The sequence below is a fragment of the Kitasatospora sp. NPDC054768 genome (assembly GCF_053612025.1).
Map to the genome: position 1 here is coordinate 41,106 of NZ_JBSHBN010000006.1, position 19,647 is coordinate 60,752.

Genomic DNA, 19,647 nt, shown 5'->3' on the forward strand with positions numbered 1-19,647 from the left:
GACCCCCGTCGCTCACTCATGCGCGGATCTCCTTGAGGATCAACGTGTCGGGAAGATTCGGTGACAGCAGGGCGAGTTGGGCCGGACGGATGCCGCGGAACACCGTCACCACGCGGCCGGCCGGCAGCGGGCGGGTGTCGGTGACCGCCGGGTTGAGGCGCAGCAGCTCCGCGACGGAGATGCCGTTGCGGGCGGCGATGTCGGTGAGGGTCTCCCCGTCGGGGTCCCGCACCCGGTAGCGCTGCTCGTCGAAGCGGGCGAGCCGGGCCGGGACGGTCGGCTGCGGCTGCGCGAGTTGCTCGGACAGGTGCTCCAGGCCCTCCGGGGTGAGGCTGCCGGGCACACCGGTGAAGGCGTCGACGTCGACCCGGTCCACGCCGGGGACGGCCTGGGCGACGGCGAGCACCTCGGACAGGTGGGCGCTCTGGCCGAGTTGGCGCCCGGCGTAGCCGAGGCGGTCGAGCAGGGCGCGGCGCAGCGCCGGCTCGACCAGGTCCCAGGAGTGGTCCGGGTCGACCTTCACGTTCACGGCGACGACCAGCAGGACGAGTTCGCGCAGCGCGACCTCGACCGGCAGCTTCGGGTCCCCGTACGCGGTGAGCGAGGAGTGCAGGGCGCGGATCAGGTCGGAGTCGGCGGTGAGCGGGATGTCGTCCACCCCGGCCACCGTGACGTGGACGAGCTCCCGCCGGCCGTCCGAGAGCCGGGTGGCGCCGGCGCGCCCGATGCCGGCCCGGGAGCGGGTGAAGTCCTCGTAGTCGGGAACCGAGACCAGCCGGTCGAGTGCCGTGACGGCGAGCGGGATGTTGCGCCTGGCCGGACCCGGGCCGTCCGGGCCGGCGCCGCCGGTGGCGGGCAGCGGGTTGACGACGGCGGAGACGCCGAGCGGGCGGGTGGTGAGCTGGGTGATCCGTCCGGCGCCGACGTTGCCCGACTCGCCGATGCCGATCCGGTAGCGGGCGCGGACGTTCTCCCGGCCGGTGGGCAGGCGCGAACCGTGCACGCCGTCGCCGAAGGTGACGGTGGTGCGGCCGTCGGCCGCCGTCGAGGTGACGTAGACCCGTTCGTCGGCGCCGCGCCCGGCGAGGCTGTCGACCTCGTGCCAGCGCACCCCGTCGACCCGGATCTCCAGGGTGCTGCGCGCGCCCCTGGGGGTGTCGGCGGCCAGCCAGGTGAGCGGCGACTGCCAGAGCGTGAAGCGCTGGCCGGGGACCCCGGCGTCGCCGCTGCCGACGGCCTCGTCGCGGGTGGCCCCCTGGGTGGCGCGGACCACGTTGCCGAGGACCTGGACGGTGTCGCGCCGGTAGCGGTGGGCCAGCGGGGCACTGAGCGTGATCGCGGTGCGGACGGTGTCCCCGGGCAGGCGCGGGTCGACGCTCTGCCCGACACCGGCGATCATGGCGAGTTCGGTGCCCCGGACCCCGGTGGTGTTCGGGATGTCGGTCCGCTCGCCGCCGACCGCGATCCATCGGCCGGGGGTCAGCCCGTCGTAGAGCCGGGCGAGTTCGATCCGGTCGCCGTGGACCTCCTCGGTGACGGGCTCGTCGGCGAGCCGCAGCGACTCGCCGCGGGCGTAGACGGTGGTGTCCCGGATGTCCGAGAGCTGGGTGTCCTTCTCGTCCAACCACGGCTGCTGCAGCGACAGTTCGGTCACCTTTCCGGTGATGCCGAAGTCGGCGCGGGAGATCACGCGCACGTCGGTCACCCGGGTGATGACCTCGGCGAGGTCGCGGCTGCCCGGGATGCCGCCGTCGATCCCCTTGCGCGGGCGCTGGATGACCACCCAACTGCCGGGCGCGATCTGGTCGTAGACGGCGTCGAGGGTGAGGACCGTGCCGGAGACCGGCTGCAGCTTGGTGGTGAACACCACCTCGACCGCGGGCGGGGACTCGTCGGTGGCGGTGTAGCGGTGGACCCGGACGTTCAGCTCGCCGGACTCGCCGGTCTTCTCCTGGCCCGGTTCGAGCTGGTAGTCGAGCGCGGGGCCGGGCCCGCCGTCCACCGTCACGTGGATGCGCCCGTCGGCCTGCGGGCGGGACACGAAGACGGTGCGTTCGGGCAGTTTGGCCAGGAACCTGGCGCTGACCCCGGCCTCCTGGTCGGGAGCGGGCACCGCGGCGCGCACGGCGGCGGCGTGCGGGTTCGGCGTCGGTGCCGGCGGCTCGGTGGTGACCACCTTGACCTGTCCGGGGCCGAGGGTGAAGGTGTGGTCCCACGGCAGCGAGAAGCCATCGTGCGTCAGGCTGCCGGCCTCGACGTACGTGAAGTCGGCGGTCCTCGGGACGGTGCCGGCGGTGTCGAAGCCGATCCGGACTCCGATCAGCGTGCTGCCGGCGAGCGGCCAGTCCACGTAGCGGTCGATCCGGCCGTCGTTGCCGTAGACGGGCTTGAGCGGCGCGGTGGCGCCGAACGGGGTGGCGACCACCCGCATCGCCTGGATCTCGTGCACGGCGAGCGGCACCGTCAGGTCGACCCGCCGCCAGGCGGGGTAGAGGCCGTCGCGCAGCCGGGGGTCGAGCGCGGACAGCAGCTGCACGCCGAGGTCCGAGCCGGGCGCGAACAGGCGCTGCGGGTCGCGGGTGAGGTCCCGGGCGCTCAGCGGGGGCCGGGTGGGGGCGGTGCGCAGCGCCGCCAGCACCGAGCCGAGCCCGCGGACGGCCGGGTCGGCGGCTCCGGTGCCGGGAGGGTTCGGCCCGGGCTTGTCGGGGGCCTGCGGCGGCTCCAGCTGGTGGGCGCGGTCGCGCAGGCCGGACAGCTCCTCGCCGAGGCGTCCGAACCAGTCGGCCACCGGCTGCTGGGAGTGCGCCAGTTCGGCGGCCTCGGCCGCCCGGGCCATCACCGGGGTGAGCCGCTCGGCGAAGTCGGCCGGGGTGCTCAGCGGGCCGGACGGTCGGTCGAGGTCGGCGCGCAGCGGGGCCAGCACCTGGTCGTCGAAGTCCCGGATGATCCGGCTGTGCCCGGGCCTGGGATTCGGGGCGCCCTCGGAGACGGTGATCCGGTCCGCCAGTTCGGCGCGCAGGTCCTTGAGGGTGCGCAGGTCCCGGGGCAGCCCGATCACCGTGACGTCGTTCTCGCGGTCGAGCCGCACCTCGGGCACCAGCCGCATCACCCGGTGGACCGGGTCGGCGGCCTTGTCGGCGCTGAAGACGAACAGCAGCCGGTCGCCGGGCTTGATGTTGTTGGCGGTCCCGGCGGCGAACAGCTCGGCCCGCCCGCCGGGGTTCAGCTGTCCGGGTGTCAGCTGGTACGGGCGGCGGCGCAGCACGGCCAACTCGTTCCAGGCCGAGCGGGCGGCGAGGTCCTCGGCGGTCTCGAAGGACTGCGGGTCCTCGCCGGGGCCGGGGACGCTCTGGCTGCGGGCGCCGCGCGGGACGACCACGGTCGGGTCCTCGGCGGCCCGCGGGTCGTGGTCGAGGGTGTAGGCGAGGTAGGTGTCGGCGGCCACGCCGGGCCGGGGCCGGTGCCCGACGAGGCGGCCGAGCAGGGTGAGCGACTCCTCCTCGACGGCGGTGCGCAGGTAGCCCTCGTTGGCGATCCGCTCCGAGTAGAAGGTGAGCACGTCGGCGAGCACGGCCCAGGAGTCCAGCAGCGCGATCGCCGGGTCGTCCGGGGTGCGGACGGTCAGGTCGCGCAGCGCCGGGTAGGCGGGGCCGGACAGCCGAGCGAGCAGGCTGTCGAGGAACTCCCCGTAGCGGCCGACCCGGTAGCCGATGGCGTCCAGCCCGGGCGGGTTGAACAGCGGGGCCGGGGTCGCGGTGGCGGTGCCCGAGCAGCCGCAGGTGCACTGGCCGTTCATCGGCCGCCTCCGATCACGATCGAGAGCCGGCCGTTCTCCGGCCGGTCGGGGTCGTTGTCGCAGCCGGCGATCTCCAGCGCGCCGGGCCGCAGCAGCCCGTCGGCCAGCTCGCCGTCGTCCCGCCCGAACTGCCGCCGCAGCCGGGTGACCCGGGCGCTGACCACGCCCGGCACGGCGGCGGCGACGGCCACCAGCCGGGAGACCCGGACCGGCTCGCCGAAGCCCAGCGCGTCCGGGTGGAAGAAGCCGAGCCGGCCGTCCGGCAGGGCGCGGCTGCCCAGCACCCGGCGCAACTCGGCCAGCACGTGGCCGCGTTGGTAACCGGGGGCGGCGCAGACCTGCAGTTCGAGGTCGAGCGGCACCACCAGGGCGGGGCGGACGACCAGGTCGTGGCCGATCCGGCGGTACGCCTCCAGGCCGTCGCCGACCGCCGCCAGCAGGGCGGTGTCGGCGGTGGCCTGCCCGTACGGCTCGACGGCGACGTGGACCTCCTGGACGCTGCCGGTCCAGCGGAGTTCGGCGGCGGCCCGCCGGACGCCCGGCAGGGCTGCGGCCAGCTCCGCGTAGTCGGCGGCGGTGACGGCGCGCAGCCGGGTGCGGCTCAGCGCGAGCGGGGCCGACTGCCGTACCTGGTCGAGGGGTTCGGGATCGGTGCCGCCGCTCGCGGGCATCGGGTTGCGGACCCGGAGCAGCGCGTCCTGCGGCGGTACGACGGTACTGCGCCCCCTCGCGTGGGGCGGCTGGTCCCGGCAGACCACCAGGTGGTTGATGGCCTCCGCGCCGACGTTGCCGGCCGTGCCGTTGCCGATCCGGTAGGCGACCCGCAACTCCGCGCCGGGCCGGGGCGGCTGACCGTGCCGCCCGTCGCCGAAGCGCAGCGCGAGGCGGCCGTCGTCCTCCGGCTCGCCGACGAAGTGCCGGTCGCGCGGGCCGTCCGAGAGCAGGTCCCGGCGGGGCGTCCACTCCTGGCCCCCGGCGGTGGCCCGGACGGCCGGCACTGCGGCACGAGGGTCCTGGACGGCGATCCCGGACGCCGGGCCGGCCGACGCGGGGGAGTCGGGGTCGAGCCCGGAGGCGTAGCGGCCGCCCCAGCTCTGGATCACCTCCCAGACGCCGGGCCGCCGGAGCACCCCGCCGGCGCGGGCCCGGGCGGTGAGCACCTCGAGGCGGCGCAGCTTGGCGGCGAGCAGGCGGGTGCGGCGGGCCAGCAGTTCGCGCAGTCCGGCGGCGGGCCGCTCCGCGAGGCGCAGCTCCTGCACCAGCTGGGCCCCGAACAGCAGGGTCAGTTCGGCGAGTTCGGCACGGGAGAGGGGGTGGCCGCAGTCCGCCCGGTGCCACATCTCCTCCAGCCGCTGCCGGACCCGTTCGGGGATGCCGGCGAGCAGGACGGCCTGCCGGGCGCAGACGTGTGCCCGGTCCGGGTAGGCGGCCGCCTGGGTGACCGGCGCGTAGCGCAGCACCGGGCGGAAGGGCTGCGGCAGGACGGGGTAGCGGGTCTGGTCGAGCAGCGTCTCCAGCGTCGCCGCCTGGGCGTCGGCGGTGGGCGGCTCGACCGCGGCGCCCTGGCCGTCCTCGCCCTCCGCGCTCGCGCCCGGCGCGAGCTGGATGCTCAGCCCGGCCCGCCGGACCGCCGCCTCGCCGAGCAGCGCGTACAGCTCGCGGACCTGTCGCGGGCCGAGCTGGCGGCCGGTCCTGGTCCGGTCGACCAGTTCGTGGATCGCCTCCGCCGCGGGGCTGCCCCCGACGCGGTCCGCGCAGCCGGACCCACCCGGACCGCAGGACGCCACCCGGACCGGCTCCGGCGGCACCGTGAAGGTCTCCGGGGCTCCGCCGCAGAAGGTGAGCGAGCGGCCGTGGTCGACCAGCACGACGTTGCCGCGGGCGACGCTCACGTCGGGGATCGGGCCGCAGTCGCTCCCGCCGCGCGCGGACAGGCAGACCGGGAAGGTGAGCGCGTCCTCCGGCGCCCACTCGACCTCGACCACGGGCTGCTCGTACAGCTCGTCGACCAGGTGGGTGACCGAGGTGAGCCGGACGGCCTGGCGGTGCGCGGGGTCGGCGTCGGCGGCGGCGCCGGTGCGCGGGCCGAGCACCTCCTCGACGATCAGCAGGTCGCCGGGGCGCAGCGCCAGGTGCCGGGTGCGGTCCTCCGGCCGGTCGGCCTCGTGCCAGTCGTCGCGCAGGGTGGCGGAGGTCGCGCCCGTCGGCAGGACGCAGTCCTGGTCGCCCCAGGTCCAGAACCGGATGGTGTTGTGCGCGGGGTGCAGCACCAGGTCCGTTCCGCCGAGCGGCTCGAACACCTCGACCGCCGCGGTCCGGGTGAGCGCGTCCACCTGCTCGTCGGGGATCACCGTGGACAGTTCCGGGCGTTCCTGCGGGCCGAGCCGGCTGACGTCGACGGCGGCGAAGCGGAAGGTGCCGGGGTGGAGGGCGAGCGGGCGGTCCGTCGCCAGGGTGACGAACGCCCGGGCGTTGCAGCCGTCGTGCACGGCGTAGTCGATCAGCCGGACGTGCCGGCGCACCGACACCCGGCGCCGGGCCGTGTCGAGGTACGCCTCGGTGGCCACCGCGTCCTGCTGGTAGGAGAGCTGGTCGGCGGTGTAGGCGAGCAGCTCGACCAGGGTGACGCCGAGGTCGGGCAGGTGCCGCTCGGTCCAGCCGGGGGTGGTCAGGCTCATCCGGTCCAGCACGAGCCGCCGCAGGCTCTCGTAGTCGCGGGCGGTGTAGTCGATGACCGGGGCCGGTCGGACGGCGGGCGGGCAGTCCTCCTCGGTGCGGCAGTCGTAGGGGGAGGGGCACTCGGCGCCGAAGGAGAACCCGGTGCTCGCGTACCTCGGGTCGAAGCCCGGGTACGGGCGGGGGCCCGGCCGGCCGTAGGCGTCCGCCTCGACCACGGTCAGTCGGTAGCGGGAGGTGTCGCCGGTGCGGTCGAGGGTGACGTGCATCCGGTCGTCCAGCTCCGGGTCGTCCGCGCGCTCGATGTCGACCGCGACGACGCGCAGGCCGGTGATCCGCCGGCCGCCGTCGACGCGGATGTTCTCCGGGCCCAGCTCCTGCGGCGCCCGGCCGAGGAAGGTCACGCTCAGCGTGCGCCCGTCGTCCTCCAGCTCGGCGCCGTCCACGCCCAGCAGGTGCGCCGCGCGCACGTCGGCGCGCCGCAGTTCCGTCCCGCACCGTGCCGTCGGACGTTCGGATCGCCCGGTCATGCCGCCACCCCGCCCTCGAAGACGTCCTGCCGCTGGGTACCGGTCCGGCGCACGACGTACGCCAGCTCGACCCGCACCACGTTGTCCTCGCTCTCCACGTCGAGCGCGGCGACCTCGATGACGTCGCCGAGCCACCGCTGCAGCGCCGCCTGGACGGACAGTTGCAGGGTGGCCGCCAGCTCCGGGCTGTTCGGCGCGAAGACCAGGTCGAGCAGCCCGCAGCCGAAGTCCGGGTGCATGACCCGCTCGCCCGGGCTGGTGAACAGCAACTGCTCGATCAGGTCGCGCACGTGGTCGTCGTACGCCGCCTCGGCGGTGCGCCCGCGGCTGTCGATCCGGAACGGGAACGCGATGTCCGTCCGGGCCGGGCCGGGCAGCGGAGCCGTCGGCTGGGCGCCGGGCCCGTCGAACTGTGCGGTGCTCGTCGGGGTGCTCATACCCCCACCGCCCGCTGCTGGACGACGGTCACGACCGGCGGCCCCTGAGGGACCTGCTCGGCGCTCTGGCACAGCCCGACGGCGGACTGCGGCAGCGCGGGGGAGCCGTTCACCCGGATCCGGGCGGACGGCACCACCCAGCGGATCGTGACGCAGGGCTGGGGCTTGCCGGCCACGGTGAACGGGCAGCCGGTCACGGTGTACAGGTCGGCCGTGCTGGTGACGGCCTGGCCGGCGACCAGCACCCGGGCCTGGGCGGGCAGGGCCGTCGCCTGGGCGCCGTGCGGGCAGGTCACCGTCGCATTGACGTGCAGCAGATTTCCGGGCACGAGTCTCTCCCCCGTCAGGTCACGCTCAGGGCGTCCTGGTTGATGGAAACGGTGGCGCCGACGAGCGAGATCGAGGCGCCCTGGCCGTTGCTGATCCGGATGCCCGAGTCGTTGATCACGATCGAGGCCCCGCTCGGTGTGTGGAGGGTGATCCCCGTGGTCGGGTCGTCGGACAGCACGATCGCCCGCCGCCCGGTGGTCTCCAGCACCTGGTTCGGCACGCCCGGCGGGCCGGTCGTCGCCTCCACCGGCACCTCGGAGGCGGAGCCGTACCAGCAGCCCGTCCAGATCGGATAGCTCTGGTCGCCCTGCTCGAACTCCATCCACACGCCCGCCCCCACCGGCGGGACGGCGTAGTGCCCCATTCCCGGGCCGGCCACCGGGAAGCAGGGCATCGCCCAGGTCGACGCGACCTCGCCCAGCACGTCGGGCACCTGGGCCTGGATGCGGCCGATCCCGAGCGGGTCGACGTTGTTCACCACCGTCCCCCGGAACTTGCCGAGGTAGCGGGTCGGTTCGGCCATGTGGGCAACTCCTGCTGCAGCGTCAGGGGACGACGGTCGGCTGGAGGGCGATCAGGCCCTCGCGGGTCAGTGTGAAGTTCTGGGTGTACGAGCCGCGCTTGAGGTTGTGGGTGACGCTCTTGACGAAGTACAGGCCGTCGTAGGTGAGTCCGGCGCCGCGGACGCCGACCAGCTCGCGCGGCCGCAGCACGTGGCCGTACCGGACGACGTCGAGCTGGCCGGAGCCCGAGACGGCGTCCGCCGACTGCATCGCCTTGGCGATGGTCTCGGCGACGGCCTGGGAGCTGTCCTTCTTGGCGGTGTCGGCGATGACCTTCTTCTTCAGCGCCGGCGCGGGCCTGAGCGCGAGCGGCGGACGCAGGATGCTGACCTCCGGCACCGGCAGGACGGCGGACACCTTGGTCGCCGGGAACTGGACGCGGGCCTCCGGCTCCTCGCGGGCGGTCCCGTCGAAGGCGAAGGTGAGCTGGTCGACGTTCGACAGCGCGTCCATGTTCACGTTCAGCGCGTGCTGCGGCACACCGAGCCGGATCTCCGGGCCCCAGTAGCCGCGGCTCATCCCGGGGGCCGGGCCGGGGTCGAGGTAGAACACGTAACCGTTGGCCTTCGCCAGCTCGTTGACGTACCCGAGGTCGGTGCCCTTCTGGAAGTCGATCCGCCGGGTCGGCATCGGCGTCTGCGGCACCAGCTCGGGGATGACCAGCGGCACGATGCCGTACTGCCCGTACTTGGCGATGATCGCGGCCACCCGGGCCGCCGGGGACATCGCGGGGAACGGCACGCCGGCCTGCTCCTCCAGGTCCATCAGCACCGTCAGGTCCTCGCCGGTGACGGTGAGCGTGGACTGGCCGGGCTGGTTGCTGATGCCGACCTCCTGGCGGATGATCACACCGTCCATCAGCACGGTCGGGGTGCCCGTGACGGTCACCATCAGCACGACCCTGACCTTCGGGTCGAAGAAGCCGCCCGGCAGCAGCGCGGTGTTGATCAGACCGTGCTTCGACAGGTCGAAGGCCAGCTGGAACCCGCTGCGCTGCCCGGAGGCCACCGTGACCTGCGCCGACAGCAGCGCGTCGGTCACCGGCTGCGGCACCGGCACCGGGAGCTGCGGGCCCATCAGCAGGCTCAGGTGGATCGACCCGATCGGCCCGCCCCCCGTGACGGCCGAGGCGTCAGCCATTCCCCACCCCCGGCCCGGGCACCGCGCCGGGTAGCGCGATGGTGATCCGCCGGCCCGGGGTCGCGGTCAGCTCCCGCGGATCGAGGACCGGATTGGCGTCGGCGATCCGCCACCACCGGTCGGCGCTGCCGAGGTAGCGGTAGGCCAGCAGGTCGGGGCGGTCGCCGGCGCTGACGGTGTGCTCGGCGAGCGGGGTCAGGCCGTCCGCACTGGGCAACAACCGCCGCTTGAGGAAAGGGACGTGCCGCCCGTTCGGCTCGGTGTGCAAGACGACCGGGATGCCGTGGTACCGGCTGGTCAGCGGGTACGGCGAGGGCGCGGGCAGCGCGTTCGGCGGGTCGTTGACGGTCATCAGAACCCCCCTCCGAGGCCGAGCGCGCCCAGCCGGCCACCGGCCGCCGTGCCGACCAGCCGCTCCTTCTGCGCCAGGTGTGCGAGGTACAGCTCCGCCCCGCGGTGCCCGGTCGGCAGATCACTGACGGTCAGGACGCGCAGGCCGATCGCGACGGCGGCCCTGATCGGATTCAGCTCGATGTCGAACGCCTCCTCGGTGATGGTCAGTTCGGTCAGCCGCACCGGCAGGATCCGCTTCCCACCCCAGGTGAAGAGGGTCAGCGGGGCCTCGATCGGGGTGATCTCCAGCGTCCCGAGCGCGGCCAGCGCCTGATTGCTCCGCAGCTGCGCACTGGCCGGCTGCACCAGCAACTCCAAGGTGGCCAACTGCGGATGGATCCCGTTCGGCGCCGGCACCTCCAGCTGGTCGGTGGCGTCCAGCTCCGCCGTGAACTTCCACGTCTCCACGGCTGGACCCTTCAGCCGCAACGCCTCCGTCCGGTCCCCGCTCCCGTCGGCTCCTGCCACCTGCGGGGCGAGCGACCGCTCCAGGCTGTCGGGGTTGAACTGCAGCACGACGATCCGCTGCGGCGTCCCCCGCTGCGGATCGACGATGACCAGCCCGGCCCTGATGGGCTTGGGGGCGTCCATGTACGTCACGTCGCTGCCATCTCCTCAAGCACGGACCGGGCGATGTCGGCCACCTCCTCGTCCTGCTCTTCGTCCAGCAGTTCCTCCAACAGCGGCGCGTAGGCGGGCCACGGCTCGTACGTGATCGCCCACACCGCGTTCTTCCGGACCTCCGGCTGATCGCTCCGCAGAGCGCGGCGGACGCTCCGGAAGAATTCCTCGTCGAATTCCACCGGTGCTCCCAGCCCCAGACGCAGGACCTCCGCCGCGTAGGTGTCCGGATCCGCCTCGGGGTCGGCACTCCGGACGAGTTCGGGGAGCCGCCAGGTGTTCAGCGTGGACTCCGCGAGTTCCACCGTGCTCCGGATGACCTTCTCGTCCGAACCGGTGATCATCACATAGAAGAAACCGGAGAGGAGATCCTCGCAGTAGGTGAGGACGATGGCCGGGCCGACGTACCAGGAGATCTGGCGGGGCGTCCATTCCTCGGGGTCCGCGGGAATGTCGATGCGCCGCGGCCAGCCGATCAGCGCGGCCAGTTCCTCCACGGCAGATTCGTCGGCGTCGTCCCGCAGGACCAGCCGTCGGCTTCGGTCGAAAATCTCGGTCATCGGTCGATCACCTCGGGGAGCTACTTCAGTCCGTACAAGTGGAAAAGCTTTTCGCGGATCCGGCCCTTGAGTTGTTCAAGAGTGGTGATCTCGCTTCCTTTCTCGGTCTTGATGTCAAGGGACTTGATCCACATCTGGATCACCAGGATTTCACGGTTGGCCAGCCCCTGGATGTTCTTTCCGTTGAAGGCCTTCTCGCTCGTGTCCGCACCCGATTCACGCTCCTTCGCGCGCTGCCGGTCGAGCGTCCTGGCCTGCTCCATGGCACCTCCCCCCTCCATCGGGAGGTACTTCAGCGCCTCGGCGACGGGCATCGCCTCGCCCCGGTGGACCCGGAGGCCGGGGAGGCTGGTCTTCGGGTCGGCGGTCGGGGCGACCCCGGAGACCCGGCTGCCCTCGGCGGCCATCTGCAGCAGCATCCCCGAGTGGATGATCGACCGATCGTTCCGGTGGACCTCCTTGCCCATGATCAGGCTGCCGAGGAACGCGGCGTCGCGCCCCACCTGCCCGTCGACCCGGCCGCCGGCGGCCATCGTCCGGACCCCCTCGACCACCTCGCGGTTGTGGTCGGGGTCGTTGAGGATCCGTTCGGCGATGCCCTCCTTGAACGTGCCGGCACGGTTCTTGCGGCCCCGGTATCGCAGATGCTCCTCGGCCTGGCCGTTCTCGTGCTGCCGCTTGATCACGGCCCGCTGGAGGCGCTGGGCGCTCTCGACCGCCCGGAGGCTCTCCTGCTCCTCCTTGTCGGCACCGGCCGCTATCCGCTTCTGCTGGGCGTTCCGCATCTTGTTGGTCTCGCGCAGCACGGTGTGCGTGACGGCGGCCGGGGTCCGGTCGGGCCCGTCCTCGAACTCGAACACGTCGTGTGCGCTCTCGTTCGCGTGGTCGAAGCCCGCCATGCTCGGGCCCTGATGGTTCATGAACCGGGCCATCGAGGCGAAGCCGACTCCCTGGGGGACTCCGAACCGCCGTTGGTCCGCCGCGGAATCGTCGTCCTTCCGGTGGATCCGGTTCGCACCGCTGACGGTCCGGGAGTGGTTCAGGATCTCGGCGGACAGCTCGTCGAGCATCGCCAGCAGGTCCCGCTCGTCCAGGGTGAGCGCGTCGGTGAGCTTCACCTGCGGATTGAGGGTGGCCGTGACGGCGAAGTTCCTGTCGCCCTCGATGCCCAGGCTCGACAGCCGGTACCACATGCGCATCGCGGCGAGCAGCGCCCGCAGCACCGGGCCCCGGACGCCTCGGTGGAGCAGGCGCTGGATCCGTGGCCGGATGCGGGCGGCGATCAGGTCAAGGCGGTTCTGCTTCGCCTCCGGCGAGTTCTCGTGGGCGCGGCGCTGGGCGCGTTGCTGCTGGCGCTTCCGGTGCCAGGCACGCAGGCGGTCGCGCTGCTTGCGGTAGGCGTCGCGGAGCCTGTGCGCGCCGTTGGTGAGGGCGCGGCCCAACGTGCTGTCGAGGAGCTTGCGGCCGAGGGTGCGCGCGGCCGTCCGCACCCGGTTGAGGGCGGCCTTGACGGTCTGGCGGGAGGCGTTGAGGGCGCGTCCGACGGGGGAGGTGGGGTGGCGGCGGGAGGCGGGCTTCGGGCGGGTGACCTCGCGGCGGGGGAGTCCGGAGGTGGTCGACGGGTGGCGCTCCGCGTGGCGGACGGTCTGCCGGGCGGGGCCCGTTCGCGCGGAGCGGGTGCGGCCGGGGGAGGGCCGCTTGCGCAGGGACCGGGTGGCCCGGCGCAGGCCCGCCCGGGCCTTGTTGACGGCCCGGCCGGCCGCCTTGCGGGCGCCCCGGCCGGCCCTCGCCAGGCCCTTGAGGATCTTCTGCGCGATCCCCTTGAGTTTGGTCCCGACCGCCTTGCCGGCTCCCTTGAGCTTGCTGAGCAGGAAGTTGGAGATGAAGTCCAGCAGCGCGACCACGCCCGCCGCGACCGCGTCGGCGAACAGGCAGGCGGCCGAACCGGACTTGACCGCTTTGAGAAAGGTGACGAACTTCCCGATCGCGGCGACGATCTTGCTGATGGTGTTCCACGCCGCCACCAGCCCCTGGATGATCGCCATGATCGCGCCCGCCGCCGGCACGATCAGTGACACCAGCTTCTCGATCACGATCGAGACGATCATCCCGGGCAGCGAGGCGACGATCGCCTGCCAGGCCATCCGCCCGATCTGGGCCATCGAGATGCAGCCCTTGACCAGCACGTTGACGATGGTGGAGGTCAGGCCGACCACCGACTCGACCTTCTCGTTGAACCACTGCTTGACCGCGCTCTTGATCGCACCCCACAGGTAGTGCTGGATGCCGTCGATCGCGGCGCTGCCGAGCTTCTTCAGCCAGCCGCCCGGGTCGGAGGCGATGTCGCCGATCAGGACCGCGAACTCGCCGAAGACCGCGATCGCCTTCTGCACGAAGTCGATGGCGTCCATGACGGTCTTGCGGACCGCCTCGATCGCGGCCTTGAGTCCCGCCTCCAGCGCGTTGAGCAGCGCGTTCAGCCCGGCCGCCAGCAGGTCGAGCAGCTTGTTGACGGCGTTCTTGAGCCTGTCCGCCCACTCGTTGACCTTGGCGACGGCCTTGTCGCGCCACTCCTCGATCTTCTTGCGGAACCTGTCCCGCAGTTCGGGGAAGGCCGCCAGCAGCACGTCGCAGATCTTGATCAGCGCGTCCGCGAGCTTGTTGATCAGGTCGACGGCGAACTTCCGCGCCTGGTCGATCGCCCAGTTCGCGAACTTCCGGAAGCCGTCGATGATGTCGTTGATCAGGCCGCGGAAGAAGTCGAAGACCTTGGTGACCGCCTCGACCAGCGCGTCGAAGGCCGCCTTGACCTTGGACTTGACCCAGCCCCACCAGCCCTCGGACTCCTCCTTCTTGCGGTCCTTCTCCTTCTGGGCCTTCTCCTCGGCCTCCTTCCGCTTGTCCTGGATCTTCTGGTTGTCCTGCTGCTGACGGTCCTGGACGTCCTTGTCGGCCTCGGTGCGCTTCCTGCCGATCTGTTCGGTCTTGTCCTGGTGCTCCGCGGCGGAGTCCTGGTCCGCGGTGGAGACCTTCCGGTCCTGCTCGGTGCGCCACTGCTCGCGCTCGGCCCGGACCCTCTCCGCGGCCTCGCCCCGCTCGCCGGCCTGGGCCTCGGCGTTGTCGGCCACCGCCTGGTCGGTCTCGGCCTGGTTCTGCCGCCGTGCCTCGGCCTCGCCCTGCTTCTGCTCGGCCCGGGCGGAGCCCAGTTGACCCTGCCCCTGGCCGACCGCGGCCTGGATCTGCGGGCCGCGTTCCTGCTGGGTGACGATGCCGATGCCCGGCTTGGTGTCGGTCGCGCCGCGCGCACCGGCGCCCCCGCGCCTGTGGCCGCCCCCGGGGACGGAGGCGGTGAGGGTCTCCTTCGGCACGTCCGGGTAGATCCGGTCCTCGCCCATCGGCTTGGCGGCGTCCTCCCGGCCGACGCCGAGGATCCTGGTCGAGCTCTCCTTGAGCTTCGTGGTCTGCCGGTCGGTGCGCGCCGGGTCGCTCTCCCCGGTCAGCTCGACCTTGGGCGCCGGGCCGACGGTGGTGTTCAGCGCCGGGTCGGACGAGGGCACGCCGTCGACCGCGACCTGGGCCTGCTGGACCTCCTGCGGCGAGACCTGGTTGCCCGGGTCGTCGGCGACGTGCGGCGGGGCGACCCGGTCGCCGGGGTTGCGGCCCTCGACCTTCTTCTCCTCGGCCCGCTGCTGCTCGCCGTCCGCGCCCGGCGGGCCGACCCGCTCCAGCCGCTCCGTCACCGCCTCGGCGGGCGGCGCGGCCTCGGGCGTGCCGGACTGGGTCCGCGGGGCTCCGGACGGGCGCTGGACGGTCGGCGGGGCGGCCTGCAGCCGGGCCTGCTGCTCGCCGACCGTACGGTCCACCGAACCGTCCACGCCGTCCAGGGTGGTGGCCATCCGATCGGGCGGCAGGCTCGCGGCGGTGGCGAGCGCGCTCTGCGGGTCCTGGCCGGAGACGTCGGGCGGGGCGGGCTTCTGCTCCTGCTGGGCCGGGGCGCCCGCCGCGCCGCCCCCCGCTGCGCAGCCACCGGCTCCGGCACCGTCCGGTTCCGCCTCGGTGGTGGGCTGCTGCGGGCCCGCGCAGGCGCCGCCGCCGGACTCCAGGGAGGCGTCCGGGGCGGGCTGGCCGGCGAGTCCGGCGGGCGCCTCGGCCTGCTCGGCCGCCGGACCGGGGGCGGTCTCGGCGGCGGTCCCGGGGGAGTCCGCGCCGGGTGCCGCTTCGGGCCCGCCGGTGTCCGGACCGGCGCCGTCACCGCCCGGGCCGTCCCCGCCGACCGGCCCTGCCGCGGTGGGCGCGGCCGTGCGCTCCGCGCCGCCCGGCTCGGGCGAGCCGGCCGGTTCGGGGGCCGGTTCGGCCTCGCGCGCCTCCTCGGCGGGGGTGTCGGGCTGGCGCGGTTCCACCGGGGCGGGCTCGGCGGCGGCCGGCGCCGGGGCGGCCGGGTTCGCGGTGGGTTCGGGGCCGATCTCCTGCTCGACCGGCTGTTCCGGCTGGAGGTCGCGGGCGCTGCGGTCCTCGGCCTCGGGGGCGGGGGCCGGTTCGGGGGCGGCCGGCGGTGCCGCCCCGGGCTGCGCCTGTTCCGGGGGTGCCGCCGCCGGCTCCGCGTCCTCCTCCGGCCGGCCGTCCCGCTCGGCCTGCACCTGGTCGGCCTTGGTCGCGGGCGGCTCCGGGAACTCCGGGGCCTCGGCGTTCCCGGCCGGAGTGCCGTCCGGTGACAGGCTGATCCGATCGGCTGTCGGGACGGCCGACACGTCGAGGTCGGACGAGGGAAGGAAGTCCCCGGGCGAGATCTCCGGCCCGGCGTCGGCTGACGCCGGCTGCCGGTCCTGCTCCTTGCCCGGTCCGTCCTGGACCTCGGACTCCGCGTCGGGCTCCATGCCCAACGGCCGTTCCTGGTCCGGTGTTTCGGCTTTCTCGCGGTCTCCCGCCAGCAGCCCGTGCCGGGCCGGCGGACCGTCCTCGGCCCGGGCGACCGTGTCCACACGCTCGGGCTTGACCGGCGCGGGCTGCGGCAGCGGACGGGCGGCGGGGTCCTGCGGCTTCGTGCCGGCCGAGGGCTGGGCGGCGGGGTCCGGCTGCCCGGCTTCGGGAGAGTCCGGTACGACGGTGGCCACGGGCTGGGCGGCGGCCTCCTCGACCGGTGCGGGCGACTGCTCCGAGTCCGCGTCCGGGGCCGCCTCGACGGTCGACGGCTTCGCCTGCCCAGGAGGCTGGGCCTGATCGGCCCGCGGCTGCGCGGCCTCGGCCTCCGTGGGTGGCGCCTGCTGTTCGTCCTGCTGCTCGCCCCGCTCCTCTGGGCGTTCCGCGTCACCGTGACCCTTGCGGCGCCTGCGTCGCCCCTTCGGGTCGTCCGGCTGCCGTGCCTCCTCGTCGAGTTGCCGCTGCCGGTCCCGCTCGCCGCGGTCCCTCCGGTCGGTCCGCTCGCGGTCGTCGGTGGTCCGGTCAGCGGCATCGGTGACCGGTTCGGGCGTCTGCGCGCCGTCCGGGTCGGCCGGGCGGTGCTCGGCGGCCTCGACCAGCTCCAGCACCCGGGTGTAGTCCGAGGAGGGCAGCCGGATCTCCAGGCGCTCCAGCACGGAGGCCTGCAACTCGGGGGCGAAGCGCGCGAGTTGCCAGCGGACCCGGCCGGCGGAGTCGGTCGGGTCGCCACGCAGTGAGCGCAGGATGCCGGCCGCCAGCCGGTCGACCAGGGTGGCCGGGTCGAGCCGCTCGGCGCGGAACCGGTCGGCGTCGACGGTCGCGTAGCGCAGCCACCCCGGCGTGGCACCCGGCGTCGCCGCCGTCGGCCGGTCGTCGCGCGCGCCCTGCTCCGCCTCCCGCTCGATCGCGTCCTGCGGCAGGCTGACCGCGCCCAGGTCGCGGCCGACCCGTAGCGCGCCGAGCGGGTTCGGGACCTGGACGGTGTGCAGCAGCTCGTGGGTGAGCAGCCGCCGGCCGTCCTCGGCGGCGGGCCGGTACTTGCCCTCGCCGAAGAAGAGGTCCGGGCCGACGGCGACGGCGTCCGCGCCGATCAGCTCGGTCAGCGCGGCGGAGTCCCGGTCGGTGTGCACCCGGACCCGGCTGAGGTCGTGCCCGAGCCGCGCCTCCAGCTCCCGGCGCACGCCCGGGTCGAGCGGCTGGCCGGCGCCGGAGACGATCTCCTTGGGCTCGGGTGTACGGGCCTTCGGCGCCCGGGTCCTGCGCCGGGCCGAGCCCTGCTCGGTGTCCGGTGCGGAGTCCTTGGTCGCGAGGGCGGGTCGAGTCATGTCCGCCCCCGTCCCGGCGGCCGGCCACCGCCGGACAGCCCGGCGTGCACGGCGCGGGCGAGCGCCTCGCCGAGCCGCTGCGGTGAGGCGCCGGCCGGGAGCGGCGGCAGCCCGGAGAGCAGGTCCAGCGTGCGGTCGCCGCCGACCGCGAGCGGCACGCCGCGCGCCTCGACCAGGCGGGTCAGTTCGCTCCGGAACGCCGCCGTCAGCCGGTCGTGGTCGACGGGTGCGAAGCCGTCGAGGACCAGCTCGCCGATCTCGACCTCGATCCGCCCGGCGCCCCCGTGCCCGGGCTCGACCCGTTCGGCGCCACCGGGCTCGGCCTCGCTCCGCCCGGCGCCGTCCCTCCCCGTCGCAGCCCCGTCGGTCAGATCCATCCGCCGACCTCCGAGGGTGTCAGCGAGCGCTCCAGCTTCAGGTACTCGGTGCGCGCGGCGGCCAGCAGGTGCCGCATCTGCATCGGGCAGTCCTCGTCGGCGGCCAGGAAGGCGGCGGACAGCGCGATGTTGCGGATGGAGCCGCCGGCCACGGTGAGCTGGGCGAGCCGCTCCGGGGCGAGGCCCTGGCTGGGGGTCTCCTTGGGGATGACCCGGCGCCAGATCTCGGCGCGCTCCGGCACCCCGGGGAACGGGAAGTCGACCACGAACCTGATCCGCCGCATGAACGCCGGGTCCAGCGCCTTCTTCATGTTGGTGGTGAGCACGGCCAGGCCCCGGTAGGCCTCCATCCGCATCAGCAGGTAGCTGACCTCCAGGTTGGCGTAGCGGTCGTGGCTGTCCTTGATCTCGCTGCGCTTGCCGAACAGCGCGTCGGCCTCGTCGAACAGCAGCAGTGCGCCGCCGCGTTCGGCCGCGTCGAAGACCCGTCGGAGGTTCTTCTCGGTCTCGCCGATGTACTTGCTGACGACCTGGGAGAGGTCGACGACGAACAGGTCCACGCCGAGCTGCCCGGCGACGACCTCGGCCGCCAGCGTCTTCCCGGTGCCCGACCCGCCGGCGAACAGCGCGGTGACGCCGAGGCCGCGGCGCAGCACCGACTCGAAGCCCCACTCCTGGTAGACCGTGCCGCGCCGGCGGACGTGGGCGACGATCTCGCGCAGGATCGAGCGCTGGCGCTCCTCCAGCACCAGGTCCTCCCAGCCGGCCCGCGGCTCGACCCGCCGGCCCAGCTCCTCCAGGGACATCCGGGCCTCCGTCAGACCGGCGTGCCAGGCCAGCGGGCTGATGTCCCGGCCGTCCTCGGCCGCCCGCCGCGCCGTCGCCGCGGCCGCGCGGATCACATGGCCGGGCAGTGAGAACTGCGCGGCCAGCGCGCGGAGTTCGCCCTCGGTGACCCCCGGCGCACCGTCCAGTTCCGCGGCCCAGATCGCCAGCTGCTCCTCGGGGCCGAGCGCGGGTACGGTCAGCCTGGCCCGGTCCGAGGCCCCCTCCGCCGGGAGCTCGTCGCCGGAGACGACCAGCGGCACCGCCAGGCTCGTGAGGAAGGCCTCCGTGCCGTTCGGGGACCGCGGGTGCTCCCGGCCAGGCTCGCCGCCCTCCACCAGCAGCGCGGCCGGGATCAGGATCGCCTCCCGCTGCCACAGCCGGGCGAGCTGCTCGCGCTCGGTGGGCTCGGTGGGCAGGTCCTCGCGGTGCGCGGCGTAGAGGCCGAGCCCGGCGCGGTGGGCCGCCGCCGCCGCGATCTCCCAGCGGGTACGGCGGTCGGCGCCGGTCAGTTCGGTGTGCGGCGGGCCGGTCAGCCCGGCCGCGGTCCACCCCAGGGCCAGCTCGGCCGCGCACCGCTCGTGGGGCTCGGGCAGCTCGCCGGGCGGCCCGACCCGGGTGAGCAGGCCGTGCAGCCGCACGTCCAGGTACGGCACGCCGACCAGGAAGTGCAGCACCCGCTCGTCGATCCGCAGCCGGGAGGCGGTGAGTGCGGTCTCGTCGTCCAGCTCGACCAGCCGGAAGCGGCGCAGCGGGCCGACCGGGGTGAGGGCGCTCCAGTGCGGCTGGTCCAGGGCGGCGAGGGCGAGCGAGAAGGTCGGGTGAGCGCGCCCGGGGTCGCCGCCGGCCGCGGCGCACCGGGCGGCGGCGGTGGGGTCGATCACGGGAGCGGCGGCCAGCACGAGGACGTCGCGCTCGAACGGGGTGAGCCCGAAGGAGGCGCTGAGCGCGTCCAGGGCGGTGGTGGGCTGCCGCCGTCCGCCCCGGCGGCCGGCGGGCTTGTCGGACGACGTGGGGTCACCCGCGTCGCGGCCGGCCGCGTGCGCGTCGACGCGGTCGAGCACGGCGGCGACCGCGGCCGACAGCGCCTGCCGGTGCGGCTCGTCCGCCGGGCCGTCGCGGCCCTGCCTTCGACGCGTGCTCATCCGGATCCCCCG

At 74.2% G+C, this 19,647-nt stretch carries 12 protein-coding genes; all 12 read right to left on the reverse strand.

Annotation, left to right across the window (positions count from 1 at the left end; genetic code table 11):
• Window positions 1–16: 16 nt before the first annotated feature.
• Genes ACWGKU_RS02945 through ACWGKU_RS03000 form a run of 12 tightly spaced genes read right to left on the reverse strand, consistent with a single transcriptional unit; the run spans window position 17 to window position 19,635 of the window.
• Window positions 17–3,796, reverse strand: coding sequence for a putative baseplate assembly protein (locus ACWGKU_RS02945; RefSeq protein ID WP_452177742.1), 3,780 nt, complete (start codon window positions 3,794–3,796; stop codon window positions 17–19).
• Window positions 3,793–7,002: a putative baseplate assembly protein gene (locus tag ACWGKU_RS02950; protein WP_452177743.1), complete on the reverse strand. Its 3,210-nt coding sequence runs from the start codon at window positions 7,000–7,002 to the stop codon at window positions 3,793–3,795. Before ACWGKU_RS02950 ends, ACWGKU_RS02945 begins: the two co-directional genes overlap by 4 nt.
• Window positions 6,999–7,439 (reverse strand): GPW/gp25 family protein, encoded by a 441-nt coding sequence (locus tag ACWGKU_RS02955; RefSeq protein WP_401051361.1) that lies wholly within the window; start codon window positions 7,437–7,439, stop codon window positions 6,999–7,001. Before ACWGKU_RS02955 ends, ACWGKU_RS02950 begins: the two co-directional genes overlap by 4 nt.
• Complete coding sequence (locus ACWGKU_RS02960) at window positions 7,436–7,768, reverse strand: hypothetical protein (protein WP_359900772.1); 333 nt, start codon at window positions 7,766–7,768, stop codon at window positions 7,436–7,438. Before ACWGKU_RS02960 ends, ACWGKU_RS02955 begins: the two co-directional genes overlap by 4 nt.
• A gap of 14 nt (window positions 7,769–7,782) precedes the next feature.
• Window positions 7,783–8,292 (reverse strand): phage baseplate assembly protein V, encoded by a 510-nt coding sequence (locus ACWGKU_RS02965; protein WP_401051365.1) that lies wholly within the window; start codon window positions 8,290–8,292, stop codon window positions 7,783–7,785.
• 22 nt (window positions 8,293–8,314) lie between these two features.
• Window positions 8,315–9,472 carry a hypothetical protein gene (locus ACWGKU_RS02970; RefSeq protein ID WP_452177744.1) on the reverse strand — a complete coding sequence of 386 codons (1,158 nt, stop codon included), beginning with the start codon at window positions 9,470–9,472 and terminating at the stop codon, window positions 8,315–8,317.
• Window positions 9,465–9,824, reverse strand: a complete 360-nt coding sequence (locus tag ACWGKU_RS02975; protein WP_452177745.1) for a hypothetical protein — start codon at window positions 9,822–9,824, stop codon at window positions 9,465–9,467. Before ACWGKU_RS02975 ends, ACWGKU_RS02970 begins: the two co-directional genes overlap by 8 nt.
• Window positions 9,824–10,456, reverse strand: coding sequence for a hypothetical protein (locus ACWGKU_RS02980; RefSeq protein ID WP_380541228.1), 633 nt, complete (start codon window positions 10,454–10,456; stop codon window positions 9,824–9,826). The genes ACWGKU_RS02975 and ACWGKU_RS02980 overlap by 1 nt, the downstream gene beginning before the upstream one ends.
• 5 nt (window positions 10,457–10,461) lie before the next feature.
• Window positions 10,462–11,046, reverse strand: coding sequence for a hypothetical protein (locus ACWGKU_RS02985; protein WP_401051372.1), 585 nt, complete (start codon window positions 11,044–11,046; stop codon window positions 10,462–10,464).
• A gap of 20 nt (window positions 11,047–11,066) precedes the next feature.
• A complete protein-coding gene (locus tag ACWGKU_RS02990) occupies window positions 11,067–17,288 on the reverse strand; it encodes an eCIS core domain-containing protein (protein WP_452191324.1) in 6,222 nt (2,073 codons plus the stop codon).
• Window positions 17,285–17,665, reverse strand: a complete 381-nt coding sequence (locus ACWGKU_RS02995; protein ID WP_401046451.1) for a hypothetical protein — start codon at window positions 17,663–17,665, stop codon at window positions 17,285–17,287. Before ACWGKU_RS02995 ends, ACWGKU_RS02990 begins: the two co-directional genes overlap by 4 nt.
• Complete coding sequence (locus ACWGKU_RS03000; protein ID WP_452177747.1) at window positions 17,656–19,635, reverse strand: ATP-binding protein; 1,980 nt, start codon at window positions 19,633–19,635, stop codon at window positions 17,656–17,658. Before ACWGKU_RS03000 ends, ACWGKU_RS02995 begins: the two co-directional genes overlap by 10 nt.
• Between the last annotated feature and the right edge of the window lie 12 nt (window positions 19,636–19,647).

Bases quoted from the DNA above. Each gene is read 5' to 3' on its own strand.
- ACWGKU_RS02945 (WP_452177742.1), bottom strand. From the start codon at position 3,796: ATGAACGGCCAGTGCACCTGCGGCTGCTCGGGCACCGCCACCGCGACC.
- ACWGKU_RS02950 (WP_452177743.1), bottom strand. From the start codon at position 7,002: ATGACCGGGCGATCCGAACGTCCGACGGCACGGTGCGGGACGGAACTG.
- ACWGKU_RS02955 (WP_401051361.1), bottom strand. From the start codon at position 7,439: ATGAGCACCCCGACGAGCACCGCACAGTTCGACGGGCCCGGCGCCCAG.
- ACWGKU_RS02965 (WP_401051365.1), bottom strand. From the start codon at position 8,292: ATGGCCGAACCGACCCGCTACCTCGGCAAGTTCCGGGGGACGGTGGTG.
- ACWGKU_RS02970 (WP_452177744.1), bottom strand. From the start codon at position 9,472: ATGGCTGACGCCTCGGCCGTCACGGGGGGCGGGCCGATCGGGTCGATC.
- ACWGKU_RS02975 (WP_452177745.1), bottom strand. From the start codon at position 9,824: ATGACCGTCAACGACCCGCCGAACGCGCTGCCCGCGCCCTCGCCGTAC.
- ACWGKU_RS02980 (WP_380541228.1), bottom strand. From the start codon at position 10,456: ATGGACGCCCCCAAGCCCATCAGGGCCGGGCTGGTCATCGTCGATCCG.
- ACWGKU_RS02985 (WP_401051372.1), bottom strand. From the start codon at position 11,046: ATGACCGAGATTTTCGACCGAAGCCGACGGCTGGTCCTGCGGGACGAC.
- ACWGKU_RS02990 (WP_452191324.1), bottom strand. From the start codon at position 17,288: ATGACTCGACCCGCCCTCGCGACCAAGGACTCCGCACCGGACACCGAG.
- ACWGKU_RS02995 (WP_401046451.1), bottom strand. From the start codon at position 17,665: ATGGATCTGACCGACGGGGCTGCGACGGGGAGGGACGGCGCCGGGCGG.
- ACWGKU_RS03000 (WP_452177747.1), bottom strand. From the start codon at position 19,635: ATGAGCACGCGTCGAAGGCAGGGCCGCGACGGCCCGGCGGACGAGCCG.